Source organism: Maribacter sp. 6B07 (assembly GCF_002700155.1).
GTDB classification, from domain to species: Bacteria; Bacteroidota; Bacteroidia; order Flavobacteriales; family Flavobacteriaceae; genus Maribacter; species Maribacter dokdonensis.
In genome coordinates this window covers 1527804-1547657 of sequence record NZ_PDUT01000001.1, presented here as the reverse complement: position 1 = coordinate 1547657, position 19854 = coordinate 1527804, and the positions used below count along the sequence as shown (strand labels likewise).

General features: G+C 35.9%; 14 protein-coding genes. 5 read left to right on the top strand and 9 right to left on the bottom strand.

What is annotated here, in order from left to right; all coding sequences use genetic code 11:
- Positions 1-3: 3 nt before the first annotated feature.
- Together ybeY and CSC80_RS06415 are read right to left on the bottom strand one after the other, a co-directional pair.
- Positions 4-423 (bottom strand): rRNA maturation RNase YbeY, encoded by a 420-nt coding sequence (ybeY, locus tag CSC80_RS06420; RefSeq protein ID WP_099190543.1) that lies wholly within the window; start codon positions 421-423, stop codon positions 4-6.
- Complete coding sequence (locus tag CSC80_RS06415) at positions 416-3700, bottom strand: DUF4175 family protein (RefSeq protein ID WP_236973335.1); 3285 nt, start codon at positions 3698-3700, stop codon at positions 416-418. The genes ybeY and CSC80_RS06415 overlap by 8 nt, the downstream gene beginning before the upstream one ends.
- 362 nt (positions 3701-4062) lie before the next feature.
- Here CSC80_RS06415 and gltX point away from each other — a divergent pair, with 362 nt between their 5' ends.
- Entirely contained in the window at positions 4063-5571 is a 1509-nt protein-coding gene (gene gltX / locus CSC80_RS06410) for a glutamate--tRNA ligase (protein WP_099190539.1), read from the top strand.
- 3 nt (positions 5572-5574) lie between these two features.
- On the opposite strand, the gene CSC80_RS06405 is transcribed toward gltX, so the two are convergent.
- The 3 genes from CSC80_RS06405 to CSC80_RS06395 all read right to left on the bottom strand — a co-directional run bounded on the left by CSC80_RS06405 (position 5575) and on the right by CSC80_RS06395 (position 7690).
- Positions 5575-5970: an ACT domain-containing protein gene (locus tag CSC80_RS06405; RefSeq protein WP_099190537.1), complete on the bottom strand. Its 396-nt coding sequence runs from the start codon at positions 5968-5970 to the stop codon at positions 5575-5577.
- A gap of 127 nt (positions 5971-6097) precedes the next feature.
- Positions 6098-7069, bottom strand: coding sequence for a 23S rRNA (adenine(1618)-N(6))-methyltransferase RlmF (gene rlmF, locus CSC80_RS06400; RefSeq protein WP_099190535.1), 972 nt, complete (start codon positions 7067-7069; stop codon positions 6098-6100).
- A 42-nt stretch (positions 7070-7111) separates the two neighbouring features.
- On the bottom strand, positions 7112-7690 hold the full coding sequence (locus CSC80_RS06395; protein ID WP_099190533.1) for a PepSY domain-containing protein: 579 nt from the start codon (positions 7688-7690) through the stop codon (positions 7112-7114).
- A 462-nt stretch (positions 7691-8152) separates the two neighbouring features.
- On the opposite strand from CSC80_RS06395, the gene katG reads away from it, so the two are divergent.
- A complete protein-coding gene (gene katG / locus CSC80_RS06390; RefSeq protein ID WP_099190531.1) occupies positions 8153-10399 on the top strand; it encodes a catalase/peroxidase HPI in 2247 nt (748 codons plus the stop codon).
- 66 nt (positions 10400-10465) lie between these two features.
- Here katG and CSC80_RS06385 read toward each other — a convergent pair whose 3' ends face one another.
- Positions 10466-10825, bottom strand: coding sequence for a VOC family protein (locus tag CSC80_RS06385; RefSeq protein WP_099190529.1), 360 nt, complete (start codon positions 10823-10825; stop codon positions 10466-10468).
- Positions 10826-11002: 177 nt separating this feature from the next.
- Between CSC80_RS06385 and CSC80_RS06380 the strand changes: the two genes are divergently transcribed.
- A complete protein-coding gene (locus CSC80_RS06380; protein ID WP_058104579.1) occupies positions 11003-11932 on the top strand; it encodes an SPFH domain-containing protein in 930 nt (309 codons plus the stop codon).
- Positions 11933-12180: 248 nt separating this feature from the next.
- Here the strand turns inward: CSC80_RS06380 and CSC80_RS06375 are convergent, their stop codons facing one another.
- Positions 12181-13866, bottom strand: a complete 1686-nt coding sequence (locus tag CSC80_RS06375; protein ID WP_058104578.1) for a glutamine--tRNA ligase/YqeY domain fusion protein — start codon at positions 13864-13866, stop codon at positions 12181-12183.
- Between the two features lie 226 nt (positions 13867-14092).
- Between CSC80_RS06375 and CSC80_RS06370 the strand changes: the two genes are divergently transcribed.
- Together CSC80_RS06370 and CSC80_RS06365 are read left to right on the top strand one after the other, a co-directional pair.
- A complete protein-coding gene (locus tag CSC80_RS06370) occupies positions 14093-16339 on the top strand; it encodes a gliding motility-associated C-terminal domain-containing protein (RefSeq protein WP_236973334.1) in 2247 nt (748 codons plus the stop codon).
- A gap of 7 nt (positions 16340-16346) precedes the next feature.
- Positions 16347-18524, top strand: coding sequence for a type IX secretion system membrane protein PorP/SprF (locus CSC80_RS06365; protein ID WP_099190527.1), 2178 nt, complete (start codon positions 16347-16349; stop codon positions 18522-18524).
- A gap of 282 nt (positions 18525-18806) precedes the next feature.
- Here the strand turns inward: CSC80_RS06365 and CSC80_RS06360 are convergent, their stop codons facing one another.
- Together CSC80_RS06360 and CSC80_RS06355 are read right to left on the bottom strand one after the other, a co-directional pair.
- A complete protein-coding gene (locus tag CSC80_RS06360) occupies positions 18807-18989 on the bottom strand; it encodes a hypothetical protein (RefSeq protein WP_058104576.1) in 183 nt (60 codons plus the stop codon).
- Positions 18979-19812, bottom strand: coding sequence for a class I SAM-dependent methyltransferase (locus CSC80_RS06355; protein WP_099190525.1), 834 nt, complete (start codon positions 19810-19812; stop codon positions 18979-18981). The genes CSC80_RS06360 and CSC80_RS06355 overlap by 11 nt, the downstream gene beginning before the upstream one ends.
- Positions 19813-19854: the final 42 nt, after the last annotated feature.

The following is a 19854-nucleotide window of genomic DNA, read 5'->3' as shown; positions in this document are numbered from 1 at the left end:
CTTCTATTGTTCCACGTGGAACAGCTTTATTTTTTCTTCTTCTTTAGCGCGCATTTCGGCAGTAGCTGTTTCCGATTTATCCGAATAGCCCATTAAGTGTAAAACACCGTGAACCATTACACGCTTTAATTCATTTTCAAATGAGACATTAAAGTCTTTTGCGTTTTCTTTTACGCGATCTATAGAGATGTACAAATCTCCAGATACATTTTTACCTGATACATAATCGAAGGTAATAATGTCTGTTAAATAATCGTGTTGTAAATAATCTTGATTGATTTTAAGCAAGTATTCATCATCACAAAAAATGTAGTTTAATTCTTGAACTGAAAAACCTTCGGTTTTGCAAGAATTAATAATCCATGAATCAAAATGTGTTTCTTCTACTAGCTTAAAATCGGTTAGGTAGTTGTAATTAATCATTTGCTTTGAAGTACTCTTTAACCTTTGTTTGAAAATTTTGCCGCAAAGGTAAGCTTTGCCTATTTAAAATTTCCACTTCATTATGATAATTCTCTAATAATGAGGGTTTAGTAGTAATAGGATTTGTGAAGTCTTTTGTATTTCTACTACTTTCTCGCTCAGATTTTTCTCCTTGCTTTAGTGCTGCGTTCTCCAGCTTCAATAATTCGTACTGTATAGTGTTGGCTTTGTTGATGGTACGTTGTGTAATTCCATTTTCAAGTAAATCATTCTCAAAATCCTCCATCTGCTTAATCAGCTTTTGACCCAATTTTTGGTCTCCGCTATTAATCATGTTTTTTAACTGTTTTTCTAACTCTTGACGAATTTTTTGTTGATTTTGATAAATTTCATAAATCTCTTTTAGTTCTGCTTCACTCATCTGTCCATTTCCTTGTCCTCCATTTCCGTTAGAGTTCCCTTTTCCGTTTCCTTGACCATTACCATTTTTTCCATTCTGGCCATTTTCTCCTTCACTTCCGTTTTCTCCAGATTTTCCGTTTTGACCTTTCTTCCCATTCTCTCCTTGTTTTCCTCCTTCTCCTTGTTCGCCCTTACTTCCCTTTTCTCCTTCTCCACTTTTGCCTTCCTTTCCGGATTGGCCTTGTTGACCCATTTTTTGCCCAAGTTGTTGTTGTCCTTTGATAATATCTGGTAGTTGAAAACCTCCTTCGTTTTGACCGGAACCTTTACCCATTTGCATACTTTCTTGCATGTTATCCATAACATTTGCTAGAAAATCTGCTAAGCTGTTTGAAGCGGTCAATACATATTTTTGATGTGAAATTCCTTGAAACAATTGTCCATCTGCCATTGTTTCTAAAGATTTATCAATGTTATAGTATACTTCCGTAATTTGTTCATTTACGAATTCTGAAAGTTCTGCTTGTCGTAAAGACAAGGCAAAAAGACTATCGTCAACATGTTCAAATAACCCTCTTAATTCATTTTGGTCACGAACTGTTTGTGAGTATTGCGTTTGATCTTGGTCTTGTTTAGCCGATAGTTTATCTAATAAAGATTCTTGCTTAAATGAAAATATAATGAGGTTATCCAATATTTGTCTTAGCATTTCTGCATCTTCGGCTACTGATGATCCTCCACTACTACTGGAAGAAGATGAGCTGAGTTGCTCACTCATTTCTTTCATTTTCTGCGCAGCAGATTTTTGTTTCTTTGAAGCACTATTTTGATTGGTTTCCGGGGTTGATTTTGATTCTGAATTTTCTTGTTTTTGTAGTTGGTCTAAAGCTTCATTCTGATCTTCTTTAATAGCTTCTTTTTTATTGGTGTCTAAATTTAAATCAATTGGTTTTTTTAGTTTTTCATTATCATTTTTTAGCCCATCCATTTCTTTGGATAATTCATTAAAAGCTTTATTTAATTGTTGCTGCTTAATTGAACTATTTTCTTCTCTATTCTTTTTAGAAAGTTCCTCTTGCTTTTTTGCCAGTTCTTCAAGATCACGTGCTAGTTGAGACGCTTTTTCTGTGACATAATAGCGCTTGGTCAATTCTAATAATTGTTCTAGGCTGCGTTCGCTATTTTGTTGCTTTTTACCTAATTCTTCAAGCTTTTTAGTAAGCTCTTCTTTTTTAATTTTATCTGCTACTTTATTTAGTTCTTCTAGCAGTTGCTGGTTTTTCTTGGCTTGTTGTTCCTGTCGCTCCAATCGTTCTTGTAACAATTGGTTTAATTTATCATCCTTGTTTCCTTTGTCTAGGTTTTCCTTTAACTCTTTGCTGAACTTTTGCATTAATTGCTCTTGTTGTTCTTGCTTTTTTAAATAGTCTTTAATTTGATTTTGATCATTAAAATTTAAACTACTTTTCTCTTTTTGATTTTGATTTATTTCCTCTAATGATTCTTTCTGTTGTTTTGCACGTTCCAAAGATTTATCTAAATCCTTTATGAGTGATTGTTGAGATTCAAGATCTTTATTCTTGAGTTGATTTTCATTTAATAATACCTGTTGGAATATTTGACTTTTTATAGCCTTTCCATGGTGTACGGCATCGTTATCGGTTACTTGGAAATAGAACGCATATTGTTTACCGGATTCTAATGCCAAACCTGATGGAAAGGTGTAGTAAAACTGTTCAAAATTTGAACTGGGTTTTGCAAGGCTTATTTTCTGCTCTTGATTCTCTTTACCAACCTCATAGTAAACAAGTTCAATTTTTGAAAGACCATAATCGTCACTTGCATTTCCTGTATAGTACGAAACATTTGGATTCAAAGAATCTAAAACCTGGGTCACCTTTAATGTTGGATAAGCATCTTTAATTACTTTGAACGAGTATTCTAAACGTTCATAATTTTCGACATTTACATTGGTTGTGGTAAGTTCATAATCTAGGTCGTTGTATATTTTCCGTTGTATTGTAAACGTGTTTTTTTCTTTTATAAAAGATTGAACGGTATCTTTTGTGTTTAGATTAATCTTTTCGGTATTTTCTCCTTCAATGTTCCATGTTACTTGGGTTCCTTCCGGTAAAATCGCATTACCCGTACTTTTGATTGTTTCATTTGGTTTGTTCAGGTATGTAGGATATTTTAAATCCATTGAAAAATCTAATATTGAAGGAGTTTTCAATGCGATTAATGAGTAGGATTTTGAATTAACTTCATTGGCCAAAAACATAAAATTTTTAGATTGTATGGGTGGTGAAAAGGTGTATTCATAAATCCCGTCCTGTTTTTGCATCAATATGGTTTTACCGTCTACTACGATGTACACATTTTCTGGTTTAACTTTTCCTTTTGTGGAAACTTGAATGGTGAATGATTCATTTTGTAAGGCACTTAATTGATCGGTAAGCACATGAAATTGAAACGGTGCAGGTTTTTCATATGCCATTTCATAGTTTACCACTCTCTCATATGTACCAGAAAATGAACTCCAACTACCGGTGAGGTAAAGTAAACAGACAATGACAATCGGTATAATAGAATACTTTACATTTTTGAAGGCTTCTTTAAAATCAATTGCGCTTGAAAATGGAACGGAATCCATTTGTTTGGAACGCTGTGCAATACTAGCTAGTAATAATTCAGACTGTTCAGAATCTTCTGCTAAGTCTAACAAATTTGTGAGTTTATCCCCTACTTCTGGAAAATGCTTGCCAATCATATTTGCGGCTTCTTTATTTCCAATGCCCTTTTTTAATTTAAGAAGATAGAAGACCGGTATTAAAATGTATTTATAAAGCAATAGAACTTCTACTGCTATGAACATGGTAAATAATACCGTTCGGCCCAAAGAGTTTAACCAAAGAAAGTACTCTATAGCTAAGATGGTGAGGAAAAACAAAAATCCTAATGCTATAAAAAGCAAAATTCCCTTTAAAAGAATTTGAGAATAATGTTTTTTTATAAATTGATTTAACCGGTGTAATATGTGATTATAGTCTTGCAATTGCCCTTTTTTATACCAAGATAACGGATATTAAGATGGTTTGTTAGGAAATATTTGTTAAATCAAAATCCTGTAATGCTGTTTATTACAGTGAAAATGCGCTTTACTTAAGTGAAATCCTATTTCGTATTCTATATTTAAAAACACTTGGTTATGTATCTTTGCGCAATCAAATAATCATTATGTCAAAGAAAGTTCGTGTGCGTTTTGCACCAAGTCCTACAGGACCATTACATATTGGCGGTGTGCGCACGGCCCTTTTTAATTATTTATTTGCCAAAAAACATGGTGGCGATTTTATACTGCGTATAGAAGATACCGATCAAAATAGATATGTGGAAGGTGCGGAACAATATATAATTGATGCATTGAACTGGTGCGGAATTCCTTTTGATGAAGGTGTTGGTAAAGAAGGTAGTTTTGGACCGTATAGACAGAGCGAGCGTAAATCTTTATATAAGAAATACGCAGATGATTTAATTGCGAAAGGTAAGGCATATTATGCTTTTGATACTTCAGAAAGCTTAGATGCTCATAGAAAAGAGCATGAAGAAAAAGGTAAAACTTTTATATATAACTGGCATAACAGGTTAAAGTTGGATAATTCTCTTTCATTAATGCCAGAAGAAGTTAAAGAAAGGTTGGCCAATGGTGATGACTATGTTATTCGATTTTTAACGCCGCCAGATGAAAAATTGCAATTGCAAGATTTAATTCGTGGTACAATACAGATAGATACAAATGTGCTAGATGACAAAGTTCTTTTTAAGAGTGATGGTATGCCAACCTATCATTTGGCAAATATTGTTGATGACCATTTAATGGAAATTTCTCATGTAATTCGTGGCGAAGAATGGTTACCTTCTTTAGCATTACACAAACAGTTGTATGATGCATTTGAATGGAATGCTCCAGAATTTGCTCATTTACCATTGATTATGAAACCTGTTGGTAAAGGTAAATTGAGTAAGCGTGATGGTGAAAAAATGGGCTTTCCGGTTTTTCCTCTTTCTTGGAACGATTCTGTTGGGTATAAAGAATCAGGATATTTCCCTGAAGCAGTTGTTAATTTTTTGGCTTTATTAGGATGGAATCCTGGTACGGAACAAGAACTATTTTCTTTAGAGGAGTTGGTGAAAACTTTTAGTTTAGACCGTGTAAATAAATCTGGAGCGCGTTTTGACCCAGAAAAGACCAAATGGTACAATCAACACTATTTACAGGAAACTGCTAATGCAGAACTGGCTGCTAGCTTCTTACCCATTGTAAAAGAGCATACTACTGATGAGGATAAGATAAATCTGGAGTATGTAACCAAGGTGGTAAGTTTAATAAAAGAACGCGCAGTTTTTGTTTCCGATTTTTGGGATCTGTCAGATTATTTTTTCGTAGCTCCTACTGAGTATAATGCAAAGGCTGCCAAAAAGCAGTGGAAAGAAGATACTGCAGTCATCATGAATGAATTGATTTCTGTAATAGAATCCATTGAAGATTTTTCATCGGAGAATAGCGAAACCATGGTTAAAGCATGGATCGGTGAAAAAGAACTTTCTTTTGGTAAGGTTATGCCTCCCCTACGTTTGTTCTTAGTTGGTGATATGAAAGGTCCCCATATTTTTGATATAATGGCAATGGTTGGAAAAGAAGAAAGTATTGCCCGAATTAAAACAGCGCTAGAAAAACTGGGTTAAAGCTTATTTATTAGAAAATTCTTGCAGAATGCTCATGGCTTTAGTAGCGTCTTTTGTGGAGACAAAAATATGGTCATGATAAAATGCGGCAACCACGTTACAGCTAATATTATGTTTTGTTAACGCATTGGCAACTGCAGCGGTCAACCCAACCGCATCTAAAGCGGAGTGTACGGTCAATGTAATCCAAGAGGCTATGAATTCATAAGCTAATTTATAATGCGCTGCTTTTTCTTTTGTCAATATTATGGTGATGCCTTCGGTTTCTTTAAATTCAAAAAGAATATCAGCTCTTGAAATATGGCCAATTTCGGGGAGACTTATAAAAACATAGTCCCCTTCGTTTAATTTAGGTTTTAAACTTTGTAATAGTACTTCAAGATTGCTTTCTCCGGGCATAGTATCGATTTTAAGGGATTTAAAAATAAAAATCGACCCTTCGTCATATTTATCATACAAAGGGTTTAAAAAGCTACAAACGTATTATTATAAACCAGTCTTTACTTCAATAATTTTAAATTGATATTTATTCGCTTTTCCAACGTTCGTCAGCCCATGTTTTCATTTCTTCATCGGTCAAAAATGTCCAAGCAACCAACCTGCTCATTTTGTTGCCCTGTCCCATAGGTATGGTTTTATGGGCAGTTGCTCCAATTTTCTCCAGTCGGTCATAGAACGATCTCAAATTTGATTGTTTGCTTACCAAAGTTGAATACCAAGCGGAATTTTTTGAAAATTGTGCACTTTCATTGATCATGTTCAATACAAATCGTTTTTCGCCACCATCGGTCCAAAGCTCTCCTCCTTGCCCTGCAAAATTAAGGGCCGGTTTTTTAATACGCTTCTTTTTTAAATTGCTCAATTTACGCAAAGTTCCAGCTTCGGCCTCGGCTTGGTTCGCATGAAATGGCGGATTGCATATAGTGAAATCTACTTTTTCATCAGCCTTTAAAATTCCAGAAAATATATGCTCAGGTTTTTCTTGTAATCTAAATTTTACCTTACCAGTTAGATTGGCGTTGTTTTCTACAATTTTTTGTGCCGCCTCAATGGCTTTTGAGTCAATATCCGAACCTAAAAAAGACCAATCATAGACGCTGTTTCCAATTATTGGATATACACAATTTGCACCTACTCCAATATCTAGACACTTAATTTTATCACCTTTGACTAAAGTTCCATGATTACTGTCTGCCAAAACATCTGCAATATGGTGTATATAGTCTGCCCTACCAGGTATTGGCGGACATAAAAAACCATCTGGTATGTCCCAATATTCAATACCGTAATGTGCCATAAGTAATGCCTTGTTTAGTGCTTTTACGGCTATAGGGTTAAAAAAATCAATAGATAAATTACCGTGTTTATTTTTGGCTACAAATGGTTTTAAATCTGGATTGAGCAGCTTTAGTGCCTTAAGGTCATAACGACCGGTATGTTTATTTCTTGAGTGTAAACTAGGCTTTTGTAAAATATCTTTTTTCTTGTATTCTGGCATGTCTTTATAGCTTATTGAAGATTTCAAAGCTAAGCCTAATTTTTAAGTACTTGCATTATTTTTACGCATTCGCTTAGGTCCATACCAAAGCCAAAAGCCTGTAATGGTAAAAAGTAAAAGGGCAAGACCCATTACCGTAGTATAGAACACCTTTATTTGATTATCACTTGTACCTAAATAATCATCTAAAATGGAACCATCATGAATATGTTCAATGATATCAGAATACCGGCGTTCAGTGTGTAAGACAGTACCTGTGGCCCCATCTAGTTGTAAACCCCAATAATGATCTTCAAATACAAATTTTACGATACCTTTTTCTTTTCTAATATCTATGCGATCTATTTTGGTGGATAGTTCTGGCGATATATGTTCCAAGATATACGTGTTAGCAAGGCTATGTAAACTATCTACGGGTAGCCAATCTTTTAAATCTGTTGAAGTGCCTTTATAGGTTTTAGACAGAATTACTCCTCCACTATGCTTTTTCCAACCTAAAAGAAGCCCTGTAATAGAAATAAAAAAGAAAAAAATGAACAGAGCCGCACCTGTTGCACGATGTACTTTGCGAAATATTCGCAACCATTTTGCTTGGCGTTGTCTTTTGGTGATTTTAGGCATTTATTTGGTCTGGTTAACCTGCAATATAGCTAGTTTTAAAAGGTAGAATTATCAATGATTTGTTAAATTAATTTTTGAGTGTCGGCTTTGTTCAAAGGCATACAGGTACATTTTTAGTGTAATCATTAACGTAATACAAGTGCTATTTTATCTCAATGGTAGATTTTTGGTCCATCCCTCTTTATGCATTATACGTTGATAGTTCTTGTGACTTATAGCTTGGTTTACTAAACCATTAATTAATGGTTGTTTGGTATCAGATTATACTATTATCTTTTTATCTTTATGATATTCTAAGATTTAGTGGCTTTTATGAAGTGGTTCTGCAACCGAATTGATTAATTGCTAAACGTTTTATAATCGTACCATAGATATTTTCTATTGTAATTGAATTTTCGATAAATTAATTATTGATAATTTTACCACTGAAGAACTAAAAACAACAATTAAACTATTATAATCATGAGTAGTACTAACGGAAAAGGTGAAGCTTGGGACGTGAATGATTCGTCAGCGGCAAATTGTCCATTTTTAAATGGTGAAATGCATCAAGCAGCAGGTGGTGGAACCACTAATAAAGATTGGTGGCCAAATATGTTAAACCTTAATATATTGAGGTTACATTCTAAAATGGCTGATCCAATGGATGATGACTTTAACTATACTGAGGAATTTAAGTCTTTGGATTTAGCGGCGATAAAGAAGGATTTGACCGATTTAATGACCGATAGTCAAGATTGGTGGCCAGCAGATTATGGTCATTATGGTCCGTTTTTCATCCGTATGGCTTGGCACAGTGCTGGTACTTACCGTATTTCAGATGGTAGAGGTGGTGCAAGTTCAGGTAACCAACGTTTTGCTCCTTTAAATAGTTGGCCGGATAACGCCAACCTAGATAAGGCACGTTTGTTATTATGGCCTATTAAACAGAAATATGGTAAAAAAATATCTTGGGCAGATTTGCTGATCTTAGCAGGTAACGTGGCCCATGAAAGTATGGGATTACCAATGTTTGGTTTTGCTGGTGGTCGTGAAGATATTTGGCAACCTGAAGAAGATGTGTATTGGGGATCTGAAACAGAATGGTTGGGCAACAAGCAAAGATATGATGAGGATGGAAATGAATTGGAGAATCCGTTAGGTGCTGCCCATATGGGATTGATCTATGTAAATCCTGAAGGTCATAATGCAAATCCTGACCCATTAGAAGCTGCTCACTATATAAGACAGACCTTTAAAAGAATGGCCATGGATGATTATGAAACTGTTGCATTGATTGCCGGTGGACACACTTTTGGTAAAACGCACGGAGCTGCCAATCCCGATGATTATGTAGATGTTGAACCAGCTGCAGCCGATATTACGGAACAAGGTCTTGGTTGGAAAAGTAGTTATGGTAGTGGTTTTGGTGCAGATACAATTACTAGTGGTCTAGAAGGTGCTTGGTCACAAACTCCTACAAAATGGAGCCATTACTTCTTTGAGAACCTATTTGGTTTTGAATGGGAGTTAACTAAAAGTCCCGCTGGTGCATGGCAATACAAACCAGTAGGTGATGCAGGCGCCGGTGAAATGCCAGATGCGCATATTCCAGGAAAAACTCACCAACCATTTATGTTGGTAACAGATATGTCTTTGCGTGTAGATCCGGAATTTGAAAAGATTTCAAGAAACTTTTTAGAGAATCCAGATGAGTTCAAGGATGCCTATGCTAGAGCTTGGTACAAATTAACACACCGTGATATGGGACCTAAAGAGCGTTACTTAGGACCAGAGGTGCCACAAGAGGAATTGCTATGGCAAGATCCTGTACCAACGGTAGATTTTGAATTGATCGATGATTCCGATATCGCCCAATTAAAGAAAACTATTTTGTCTTCTGGACTTTCAACGGCAGAGTTGGTAAGTGCAGCATGGGCATCTGCATCTACTTTTAGAGGTTCGGATAAAAGAGGTGGCGCAAATGGTGGTCGTGTTCGTTTAGCTCCTCAAAAAGATTGGGAAGTAAATAACCCTACTCAATTGGCCAAGGTTACAGCAACTTTAGAAAGAATACAAAAAGAGTTTAATGCAGGCCAGTCTGGCAATAAAAAGGTTTCTTTTGCAGATTTAGTTGTATTAGGTGGTACTGCTGCAGTAGAGAATGCCGCTAGTTTAGCAGGTTTTGCTACGAATGTGGAATTCAATGCAGGTCGTACCGATGCTACTCAGGAGATGACAGATGCTGAAGCATTTGATGCATTAGAGCCTTTAGCGGACGGATTTAGAAATTATACTAGAAAAAAATTGTCTGTACAGGCTGAGGAATTATTGGTCGATAGAGCTAATCTATTGACTTTGACTGCGCCGGAAATGACAGTTCTTATAGGTGGTCTACGTGTATTAGGTGCAAATTATGATGGTTCTAATAACGGCGTGTTCACAGACAAGCCAGGTGTATTGACCAATGATTTCTTCTTAAATCTTTTAGACATGGGCACAACATGGAAAGCTGCTTCTAACGATGATACTGTATTTGAAGGTAGCGATCGTAAATCTGGAGCGGTTAAGTGGACAGGTACAAGAGCAGATCTTATCTTTGGTTCCAACTCTGAACTACGTGCTTTAGCGGAAGTATATGGTACGGAAGATGCTAAAGAGAAATTCGTTAGAGATTTTGCGAAGACTTGGACAAAGGTTATGAATTTAGATCGTTATGATTTAAAGTAATAACACTTCAATATTAAATTAAAGGGCAGCATCCAACTTGGTTACTGCCCTTTTTTATGGTAGAATTTAAGTTGTAGATTCACCAAATGTCAATAGATTATTGTCTGGATCTAAAAGGGAAAATTCCGTTTGACCCCATGGTTTTACTTCTAGTTTACCATTAGGATGAATAGGAACTTTGTTATTTAATAATGATTGGTATAATATTTCTATGTCTTTGGTTCGTATATATACCTGGCCATAATTTTCCTTAGGTTCAAGTGTTTTGAACAAGAAGAAATGAATTTCTACATGCTCTTTTACAAGCATTAAGTAATCCGGATATGTGGCAGTGCCCAACTCTTTAAAACCTAGCATATCTATATAATAGGCCTTGGTTTTAGACTTATTTCGCATAGGTAGTTTTGGATGTATGGCTAATAGCATTGAAATAACTTTATAGCTTTAAATGTACAGATAGTTAGTTAATTATCAATACAGTGTAACGTTTGAATTACCCGTTATAAATTAAACAGGAAATTCATGTAACAAATGTGGCTATTTGACAACTAATGTTAAGAAGGCTTTTAGTATCTTCCATTATTAACTTAAAAATCAATTATTATGGGCTCATTTATTTGGATTCCAATTTTGTTTCTGGTCATTGTGACCATCTTATCCGGTGTGTTTATTGTTAAGCAGCAAACGGCGGTTTTAATAGAAACATTTGGAAAATTTACTAGTGTTAGACAATCGGGTATTCAGTTTAAAATTCCTTTTGTACAACGTATAGCAGCAAGAATAGGTTTAAAAATTCAGCAGCTAGATGTAATTATTGAAACTAAAACGTTGGATGATGTTTTTGTTAAGCTGAAAGTATCGGTACAATATGTAGTAATTAGAGAAAAAGTATATGATGCTTACTATAAGTTGGAGTATCCGCACGAGCAAATAACATCATATGTATTTGATGTCGTACGTGCAGAAGTGCCAAAAATGAAATTGGATGATGTCTTCGTTAAAAAAGATGATATAGCAATTGCGGTAAAATCTGAATTACAGGAGGCCATGTTGGATTATGGTTTTGATATCATAAAGACCTTGGTAACGGATATTGATCCAGATCCGCAGGTAAAAGAGGCCATGAATAGAATTAATGCTTCTGAGCGCCAAAAAACAGCTGCCCAGTTTGAAGGTGATGCTGCTCGTATATTAATTGTTGAAAAGGCAAAAGCCGAAGCGGAAAGTAAAAGGTTACAAGGACAGGGTATTGCCGATCAAAGAAGAGAAATTGCCCGTGGTCTAGAAGAATCTGTAGAGGTATTGAACAAGGTAGGTATAAACTCCCAAGAAGCTTCTGCATTGATCGTAGTAACACAGCATTATGATACACTTCAAAGTATAGGTGAAGAAACCAATACCAATTTAATTCTATTACCTAACTCACCACAAGCCGGTAGTGATATGTTGAATAATATGGTGGCAAGCTTTACGGCAAGTAACATGATCGGAGAAAGCATGAAAAAAACCAACAAGCCCAAACCAAAAGAATAATTTAAAGACCAATTTTAAAAAAGCTCGAAAATTTTTTTTCGGGCTTTTTTTATGTCCGGCTTTTTTTGATAGCAAAGGTTCTTACTTGTATAGGTTTTCGCTAAATACACTCTTTTAAAGGGGTTTTGTCGGCTAAACAATATCAATAGGTCTTTAATTTATAAAGCGCCGTTAGAACGTATATCTAACGGCGCTTTTGTATAAGACTTATTGATTAAACTGATGAGTCTTTATAAGCAATGATTATATTACTTTTTTTCCTGAATTTTAGCCCAAGAATCTCGTAAACCAACAGTTCTGTTGAAGACTAATTTATCTGTGGTGGTATCTGGATCAACACAAAAATATCCTAGTCGTTGAAATTGAAAACGATCACCTGGCTTCGCATCCTTTAACGCAGGCTCTACATATCCTGTTATTACGGTTAAAGAATCTGGATTAATAAACTCCAAGAAATCCTTGTCCTTGTGAGCATCTGGACTTTCATCTGTAAATAGCCTATCGTATAACCTAACTTCCGTCTTTAAGGCATGTGCTATTGAAACCCAATGTAAAGTCCCTTTTACCCTACGCAAACTTTCTTCCGTACCACTACCACTTTTACTTTTTGGGTCATATGTACATTGGACTTCTGTAATATTACCATCGGTATCTTTTGTGCAACTTTCAGCTTTTATGATATATCCGTTCTTTAAACGAACCTCTCCGCCCAATTTTAAACGAAAGAACTTTTTATTGGCAGACTCCCTAAAATCCTCTTGTTCTATATATAGTTCTCTTGAAAAAGGAACTTGTCTTGAACCTGCATTTTCATCTTCAGGGGAATTTTCTGCTTCTAGCCACTCGGTTTCTCCTTCTGGATAATTGGTAATAACCAGTTTTAATGGATTTAAAACACCCATTACTCTATGCGTGGTTTTATTTAAATGTTCACGTATGTTGAATTCCAATAAAGAAACATCAATTAAGTTGTCCCTTTTAGCAATTCCAATGGTATCCGCAAAATTACGGATAGACTCTGGCGTATATCCTCTTCTACGCAGACCTGATATGGTTGGCATTCTTGGGTCGTCCCACCCATTAACAATGCCCTTTTCTACCAGCTGGGCTAATTTTCTTTTACTAACTACGGTATGGCTTAAGTTACGACGGGCAAACTCACGTTGTTTAGGCCTTACCTTATCTTGATCATATACCTGATCTAAAAACCAGTTATACAATTCACGGTGCATGGCAAATTCTAACGTACAGAAGGAATGAGACACTTGTTCTATGTAATCACTTTCACCGTGGGTCCAATCGTACATAGGATAAATACACCAATCGGTATTTGTTCTATGGTGCGCTTTATGCAGTATCCTGTACATAATAGGGTCGCGCATTAGCATATTTGAAGATGACATATCAATTTTTGCCCTAAGTACATGTGTACCCTCTTCAAATTCGCCATTTTTCATTTTTTCAAAAAGCGCTAAATTCTCTTCTACCGATCTATTTCTAAATGGACTATTTGTACCGGGTTCTGTAGGCGTGCCTTTTTGTGCGGCCATTTCTTCAGAAGATTGATTGTCCACATATGCCTTTCCTTTTTTGATCAATTCAATTGCCCAGTCATATAATTGTTGGAAATAATCAGATGCATACCGTTCGGTATCCCACTTAAAACCTAACCATTCAACGTCCTTTTTAATGGCATCTACAAACTCTTGTTCTTCTTTTGCCGGGTTGGTGTCGTCAAAACGCAGATTTACAGGCGCATTATACCTTAAACCTAAACCAAAGTTTAAGCAAATGGAACTTGCATGACCTATATGAAGGTATCCATTAGGTTCTGGGGGAAAACGAAATCGTAATTGATCTTTGGTATAACCATTTACCAAGTCCTCTTCAACAATTTGTTCAATAAAATTCAAAGACTTTGTTGTCTCGCTCATGTCAATATATTTCAAGCTACAAAAGTAGCAAAATTGCCTTAAACGACAGGTTTAAATAAAGTACACCTTACATAAAATGAGTTTCACAACATAAATCTTCCTTCCGACAACAATAAATTCCTCTTCGTCGGATTAAATAACATATTTGTCTATGAAATGATGGAAAAGTAAAATAATTTATTAACCAACTTTTCAACCGTAGTGGCCCCCATAACTACAAATACTTATGAAAACCTTGACCAAAATTACCTTTTTTACCGCATTTTGTATGCTATTTAGTGCCTATCAATTATCGGCACAGGCAATAGTGCTCAATGCCCCAGAACCTGCAGACAATCCTAATCTGTCAGGAAGTACGCCATGGACCGCCGTTTGTGCGGGAAACTCTGGTTTCAATGAATATTTTGTGAATATCACGTGGATTGGTACCGCCAATGCAGGTAATGAGTTTATTCTCGAATTATCTGATGCCACTGGTAGCTTTGCTAATGCGCAAACTTTACAAACTATTAGTGATAAGAATACTGTAAAGGACTTTGATACCAGTTTTGCCATACCAACTGATACGCGTGGCGAAGGTTACAAAATGAGGGTTCGTAGTACTGATCCTGAAAAGATTGGTAACGAATCTCCCGCATATAACATGTATTACATGGATGTAACTTCTAACTTGAACATTAGTGAACAAGGTGATGGTGTGCCTCCAGGTACAGTGTGTAGCACTGGTCCTATTACCTTACAAGTTGATAATATAAGCAACCCAGAAACCTACCAGTATATTTGGTTTAGAAGCGGAACTGAGTTAGCAGGTGAAACAGGTCATACATTAAACGTAACCCAGTCTGGTATGTATAATGTTTATATTGATTATGGACCACGTTGTACCGGTTCCGGTAATACAGATTCTAATATCGTTGATGTAACCATTGGAGGTTCTGGTACGGGGATAGCTGTAACGGCACCAAGCAAAACTGCTTTGTGTAGTACAGATTCTGAAACACTTACTATAGATCAAACAGATGCTTCATGGAGCTATCAATGGTTTAAAAATGATGTGGCTATATTAGGTGCTACGGCAACTTCTTATACCGTTGATGCATCCGTTGCAGGATTTGAAGGTGACTATGCCATTGAAATTTCAAGTACGAGTATCTGTAATGAAAGATCTTCTGCGATTACTATAACAAATGCAGATGTATATACGGTAGATGTAGAAAACGAAATTAATATGGTGCTTTTGCCTACGCAGAGCCAAACCTTATCAGTTAGTACAACGGCAAATACACCTAGTTATAAATGGTTTAGAAATGGAATAGAAATAGCTGGCGAGACCAATAGTGCTATAACTATTTCACAAGACGGAGAGTATTACGCTGAGGTAACCCAAACAGGGGGATCGTGTTCTGTATCCTCAAAAAATTCTGATGTGACTACGGTTGTGTCACCTGCTTCTTTTGAAATGACCATTAATTATACCAATGCGTATACTTCATGTGAATCAACAAGTACGATATTGGGTGTAGAACAAATTAATGCCGTTGCTACAGATGGTACTAAAACAGATGTTACCAGCGCCTTAGTAGATGGGTTCACCTATCAATGGACCAAAGATGGTACAGCTGTTAGTGGTGCAACAAGTAGTACTATTAGTTTGGCTTCTAATGCTGAAAATGGAACATACGATCTTAACGCATCGGTAGATAGTTTTACTGTAGATTCCAATTCGTTAACTGTTCAGTTATTAACTAGCGAGACCATTTCTATAGCAAGTTCAGGTACTGTATTCTGTTCTGGTGGCGAAACGATAACTTTAAGTACATCTAGTGATCTAGGTTCTTCTACTTTTGAATGGCAACTAGATGGAACATCTGTAAATACAACAGATACATCACTAACGGTATCTACTGCAGGTAGCTATAGATTGGCAGTAAACCGAGATGGTTGTGCTTTATTATCCAATGAAATTGTAATTAGTCCCCTTGATGAAAACTTGATTACGCTTGATCCGGGAACTGAGATTGTAATGCCAGAAGGCACTACAAAATTAGTGACCGCAAGTGGAGGTACCGCATATAGATGGCTAGATGCCAATGCCGTTGAAATAGGCAATGTGGATAGTATAACTTTTACGGAAGCTGGTAGCTATACATTGATCGCTTCAATTGATAATTGTGAGATCATTAGACAAGTGGAAGTCTCGTACTTAGATACGTTTAAAGTACCTAATGTAATTACGGTAAACGGAGATGGAATCAATGATCAATGGGTAATCCCTAACTCATATTCTAATAAGGCCGATGTTAATATCATAATCTATAATGAACAAGGTCAGGAAATTGTAAACGAATTCGACTATAAAAATAATTGGCCGCAGTCAACTACGGCTTTCACCAAACAAAATATGGTATTCTATTATAAAATTAGAAATGCCAGTGAAGTACTTAAACAAGGTACGATCACAGTAATACGTTAAGCTCACCATGCTAAAGAAAAGTGTTTTATATCTATTGTTATTTGTGTTTGCTATCATGAAGGTTAGTGGGCAAGAGGAAAGTCCGTTTGTATCATATGACGTTCCTGCCCAAAACTTATTGAAGTATAACCGATTCTTAATTAACCCTACGTTTTCAACGGTTAGGGAAGATAAATCATATATCAACTTGTTACACAGAAACCAATCGGTACAATTTGATGATAACAATCAGAACTATTTCTTAAGCTACAGTGGACGTATTAGTGATAGAACCGGACTTGGTTTAAGTCTGTATTCACAAAGAGAAGGTATACTAAGTAATTTTGGTGTACTTGCAAACTACGCTTATGGCGTTAAGTTGAACGATAAGAGTAATTTTACCTTTGGTGCTAACGTATCGTACTATCAAAGTGGATTTGATAACGGTAGGGCTTCAACGGTTGAAGAAGATCCTTTTTTGGCGGGTTTACAAGATCAAAGCCTATTATCGTTTCAACCTGGTTTTAACCTTTCTTATGGAAAGTTTGATGTAGGTATGTTTGCAGAAAACCTATTTGACTACAATTTAAAGAATAGCGAGTCGGTAACCGAATTTAAGGATAAAACATATTCTGCCCATTTACAATATACCCATCAGTTTGAAAATCAAAAAGGAATTTTTGAAGAAGCTAGATTAATGCCGTTGGCAAGGGTTAGAAAAGTAGGTGAAGAAGATGTTACCTTGGGTGGTAGTTTAATACTTGATCTTCCTAAATTAGGTTGGATCCAGGGTGGTTATGATAGTTTCTATGGAGCTGCTGCAGGTGTTGGTTTTAACTTGAATGAAAGAATATCATTAGGGTATACCATGGAAAAAGGGCTGTCCAATAATTTTGATAATTTTGGTCTCACGCATGAGATATCCGTTGCATATTCATTCTCTCCTAACCTAACCGAAGATAGGGTAATGTTAGAAGATGATTTTGAAGATGATCTGGTTAAGAACGATGAAGAGCCTGAGAACGTTGCAACCAATGAAGAAATTGAGGAGCTAAAAATGAAGCTGGCCGAAAATGATGCTATAATTGAAGAGCTGATGTTTCGTCAGGATTCTTTGGAAGCTATTCGCCAGTCTGACCTAGAAAGACGTTTTGCCATGGTTATGCGTATGGTACGTAACGAGACCAACGGTGAAAGACCAGATTTAGAGCAAAGGGCAAAGGAACTTTTCTTAGATGAGAATAGTGATACTGAGATTGCATCTAGTTATAACCCTAGCAACACAGGACAACCCTTAAATTCGAATAAAGTAGTAAATGAAAGTCAACAAGATAGAGTAGTTGTTGCAGCTAATAACACTAAAGGACCTGTTATTAAAAGCGAAGCGGTTGTGGCAACCAATACTACCGATAGATCAACCGTTGACCGCGAATATCAAAAGCAGGTACAACCTAAAGATGCAGTTGTGGCAAGTAGAAGAAGAACCACTACCACAACACCGACTGCTAAGACTACAGAGATTGTACAAGATGGAGTTAAGAGTAGAAGATTTAAAAATTTACCAGATGTTACCGATGGGTATTACGTAGTAGCGAATGTGTATAAAGGTGGGCAGTACATGAACAACTTCATAGATGACCTTAATGCAAAAGGGATACAAGCCGATTATATTGATAACCCCAACACTGGTTTAAAATATGTGTATTTACAACGTTTTGAAACTTTTGAAGATGCTGTTGCCGCACATGACTCAAAATTAAATGGCGCTTATGATGGTGCCATGTGGATAATGAACGTTGATAATAAGTACTCTAATGAGGCTTATGCCAGTAATGTAAACAAACTAAAAGAGAAGTCTTCCAAATATGATTCTAATGTTTTAACCTCCAATGAGGTGGTGAGAGACAATGTAGATTCTAGAGAGATCGATTCTAAATCTTATGTGATAGAAGGAGCCGGTTCTGGTTACTACTTAATTGCAAATGTATTTGCAAACCCAAATAATGCTAAAAAGTTTGTGGCGCTGCTAAATTCATTTGGACTAAGTGCTAGCTACTTTATCAACCCTAAGAACAATTATAGATACGTGTATCTTAAAAAGCACGACTCTTGGACCAATGCCCTTATATCCTATTACTCTAAGCTAAATGATGCCTATGATGACAAAATGTGGATTATGCGGGTCAATCAAGAGCAGATGGCATAGAACCGCTATAAGGTAATTCTACGATATTGAATCCCTTGTCAATGTAATGACAAGGGATTTGTTGTTTTTATTTTTAAATGACAACCTATCATATACCAATCGTTATATGTAGTATAGGTTATAATAAACCATTTTTGCACAGAAACTCTATCTGTCATTTTTTTACAAAATATACATATGGGTATATTTAAGTAGTTTGGATTAGAATGTAACTGTCTATACCGGTCAAATTACTTCATAGTTAATTTCAAAAAAAATAGAATGGAGACCTGTGGAAAGTACTTACTTAACGTTGTATGCACAACATCCGTTTTCTTGGTAAATAACTCTATGTTCAGATAATAGCTGTGCTATTATTTCCCTTGTCTCCTCTTCTTCCAATTGAATCTTTTCTCCTAAATCAATCTCATTTAATTGACCACGGTTTTCAATGAGGGCTTTTAAGTATCTGTCTTTATTTTCCAAGTGTTTCTTTTTTTACTGCTATCATCATATGTGGACTAAAAGGTAAAATGTAGCTGTCGTTTTCCGTGATTTTAAGTAACGCTATTAAAGTCTTTCTTTTTTTGACATTTTGAATGTTGACAAAAAAGTCTTTGTCAAGCCATGCCATACCTTCCACTGCATAGGTTTTTAAATAGGCTAAACCTTGATTTTCAAATTCTGATTTTAATTGATCTGGTTTATGGTAATAAGCCTCTGCCAAGAGCCAAGGAAAATCATCTGGCGGATTGTGTAAGCCCGTTGTCAATTCACTTTTGCACATCTCAAAAAAGGACTTTTTGTGAATGAGACCATTTAAAAGTCCTACCACGGTTGAAGCTGTATAGTTTATGGCAAAACCCAAAATGATTCCGCCATTTTTCAAGACACGTTTAGCTTCTATAATACTTAATGCTCTATCTTCATTTCTTTGAAGATGGTAAAGTGGACCATGAAGTATGATCAAGTCGGCAAAATCATCTGGAAAATGAAGACTTCTAGATTCTCCTAAATGCACCTTAAACTTGTTCTTAAGTCTTTTTGACCTTTGGTTTGCTAATTGTACATGTTTTTCAACAGGTTCAATTAAATCAACCTTATGACCTTTTTTTGATAGCCACTCTGCATATTTTCCTGTTCCTCCGCCAACATCTACTATTTGTAAGTTTGGTTCGGTTAGATATGCTTCAATTAGCAACTTATTTCTTTCAAATTCAAATAACCCCATTCCACTTTCAAGTCGGGTTTCCTCCGAGGCTTGATTGTAGAATGTTTCAATGGTTTTAGATATTAATTGTTTGTTCATTTCATACTACATGTTTTGGCACAAAAGGTTAAAATGCAAAAT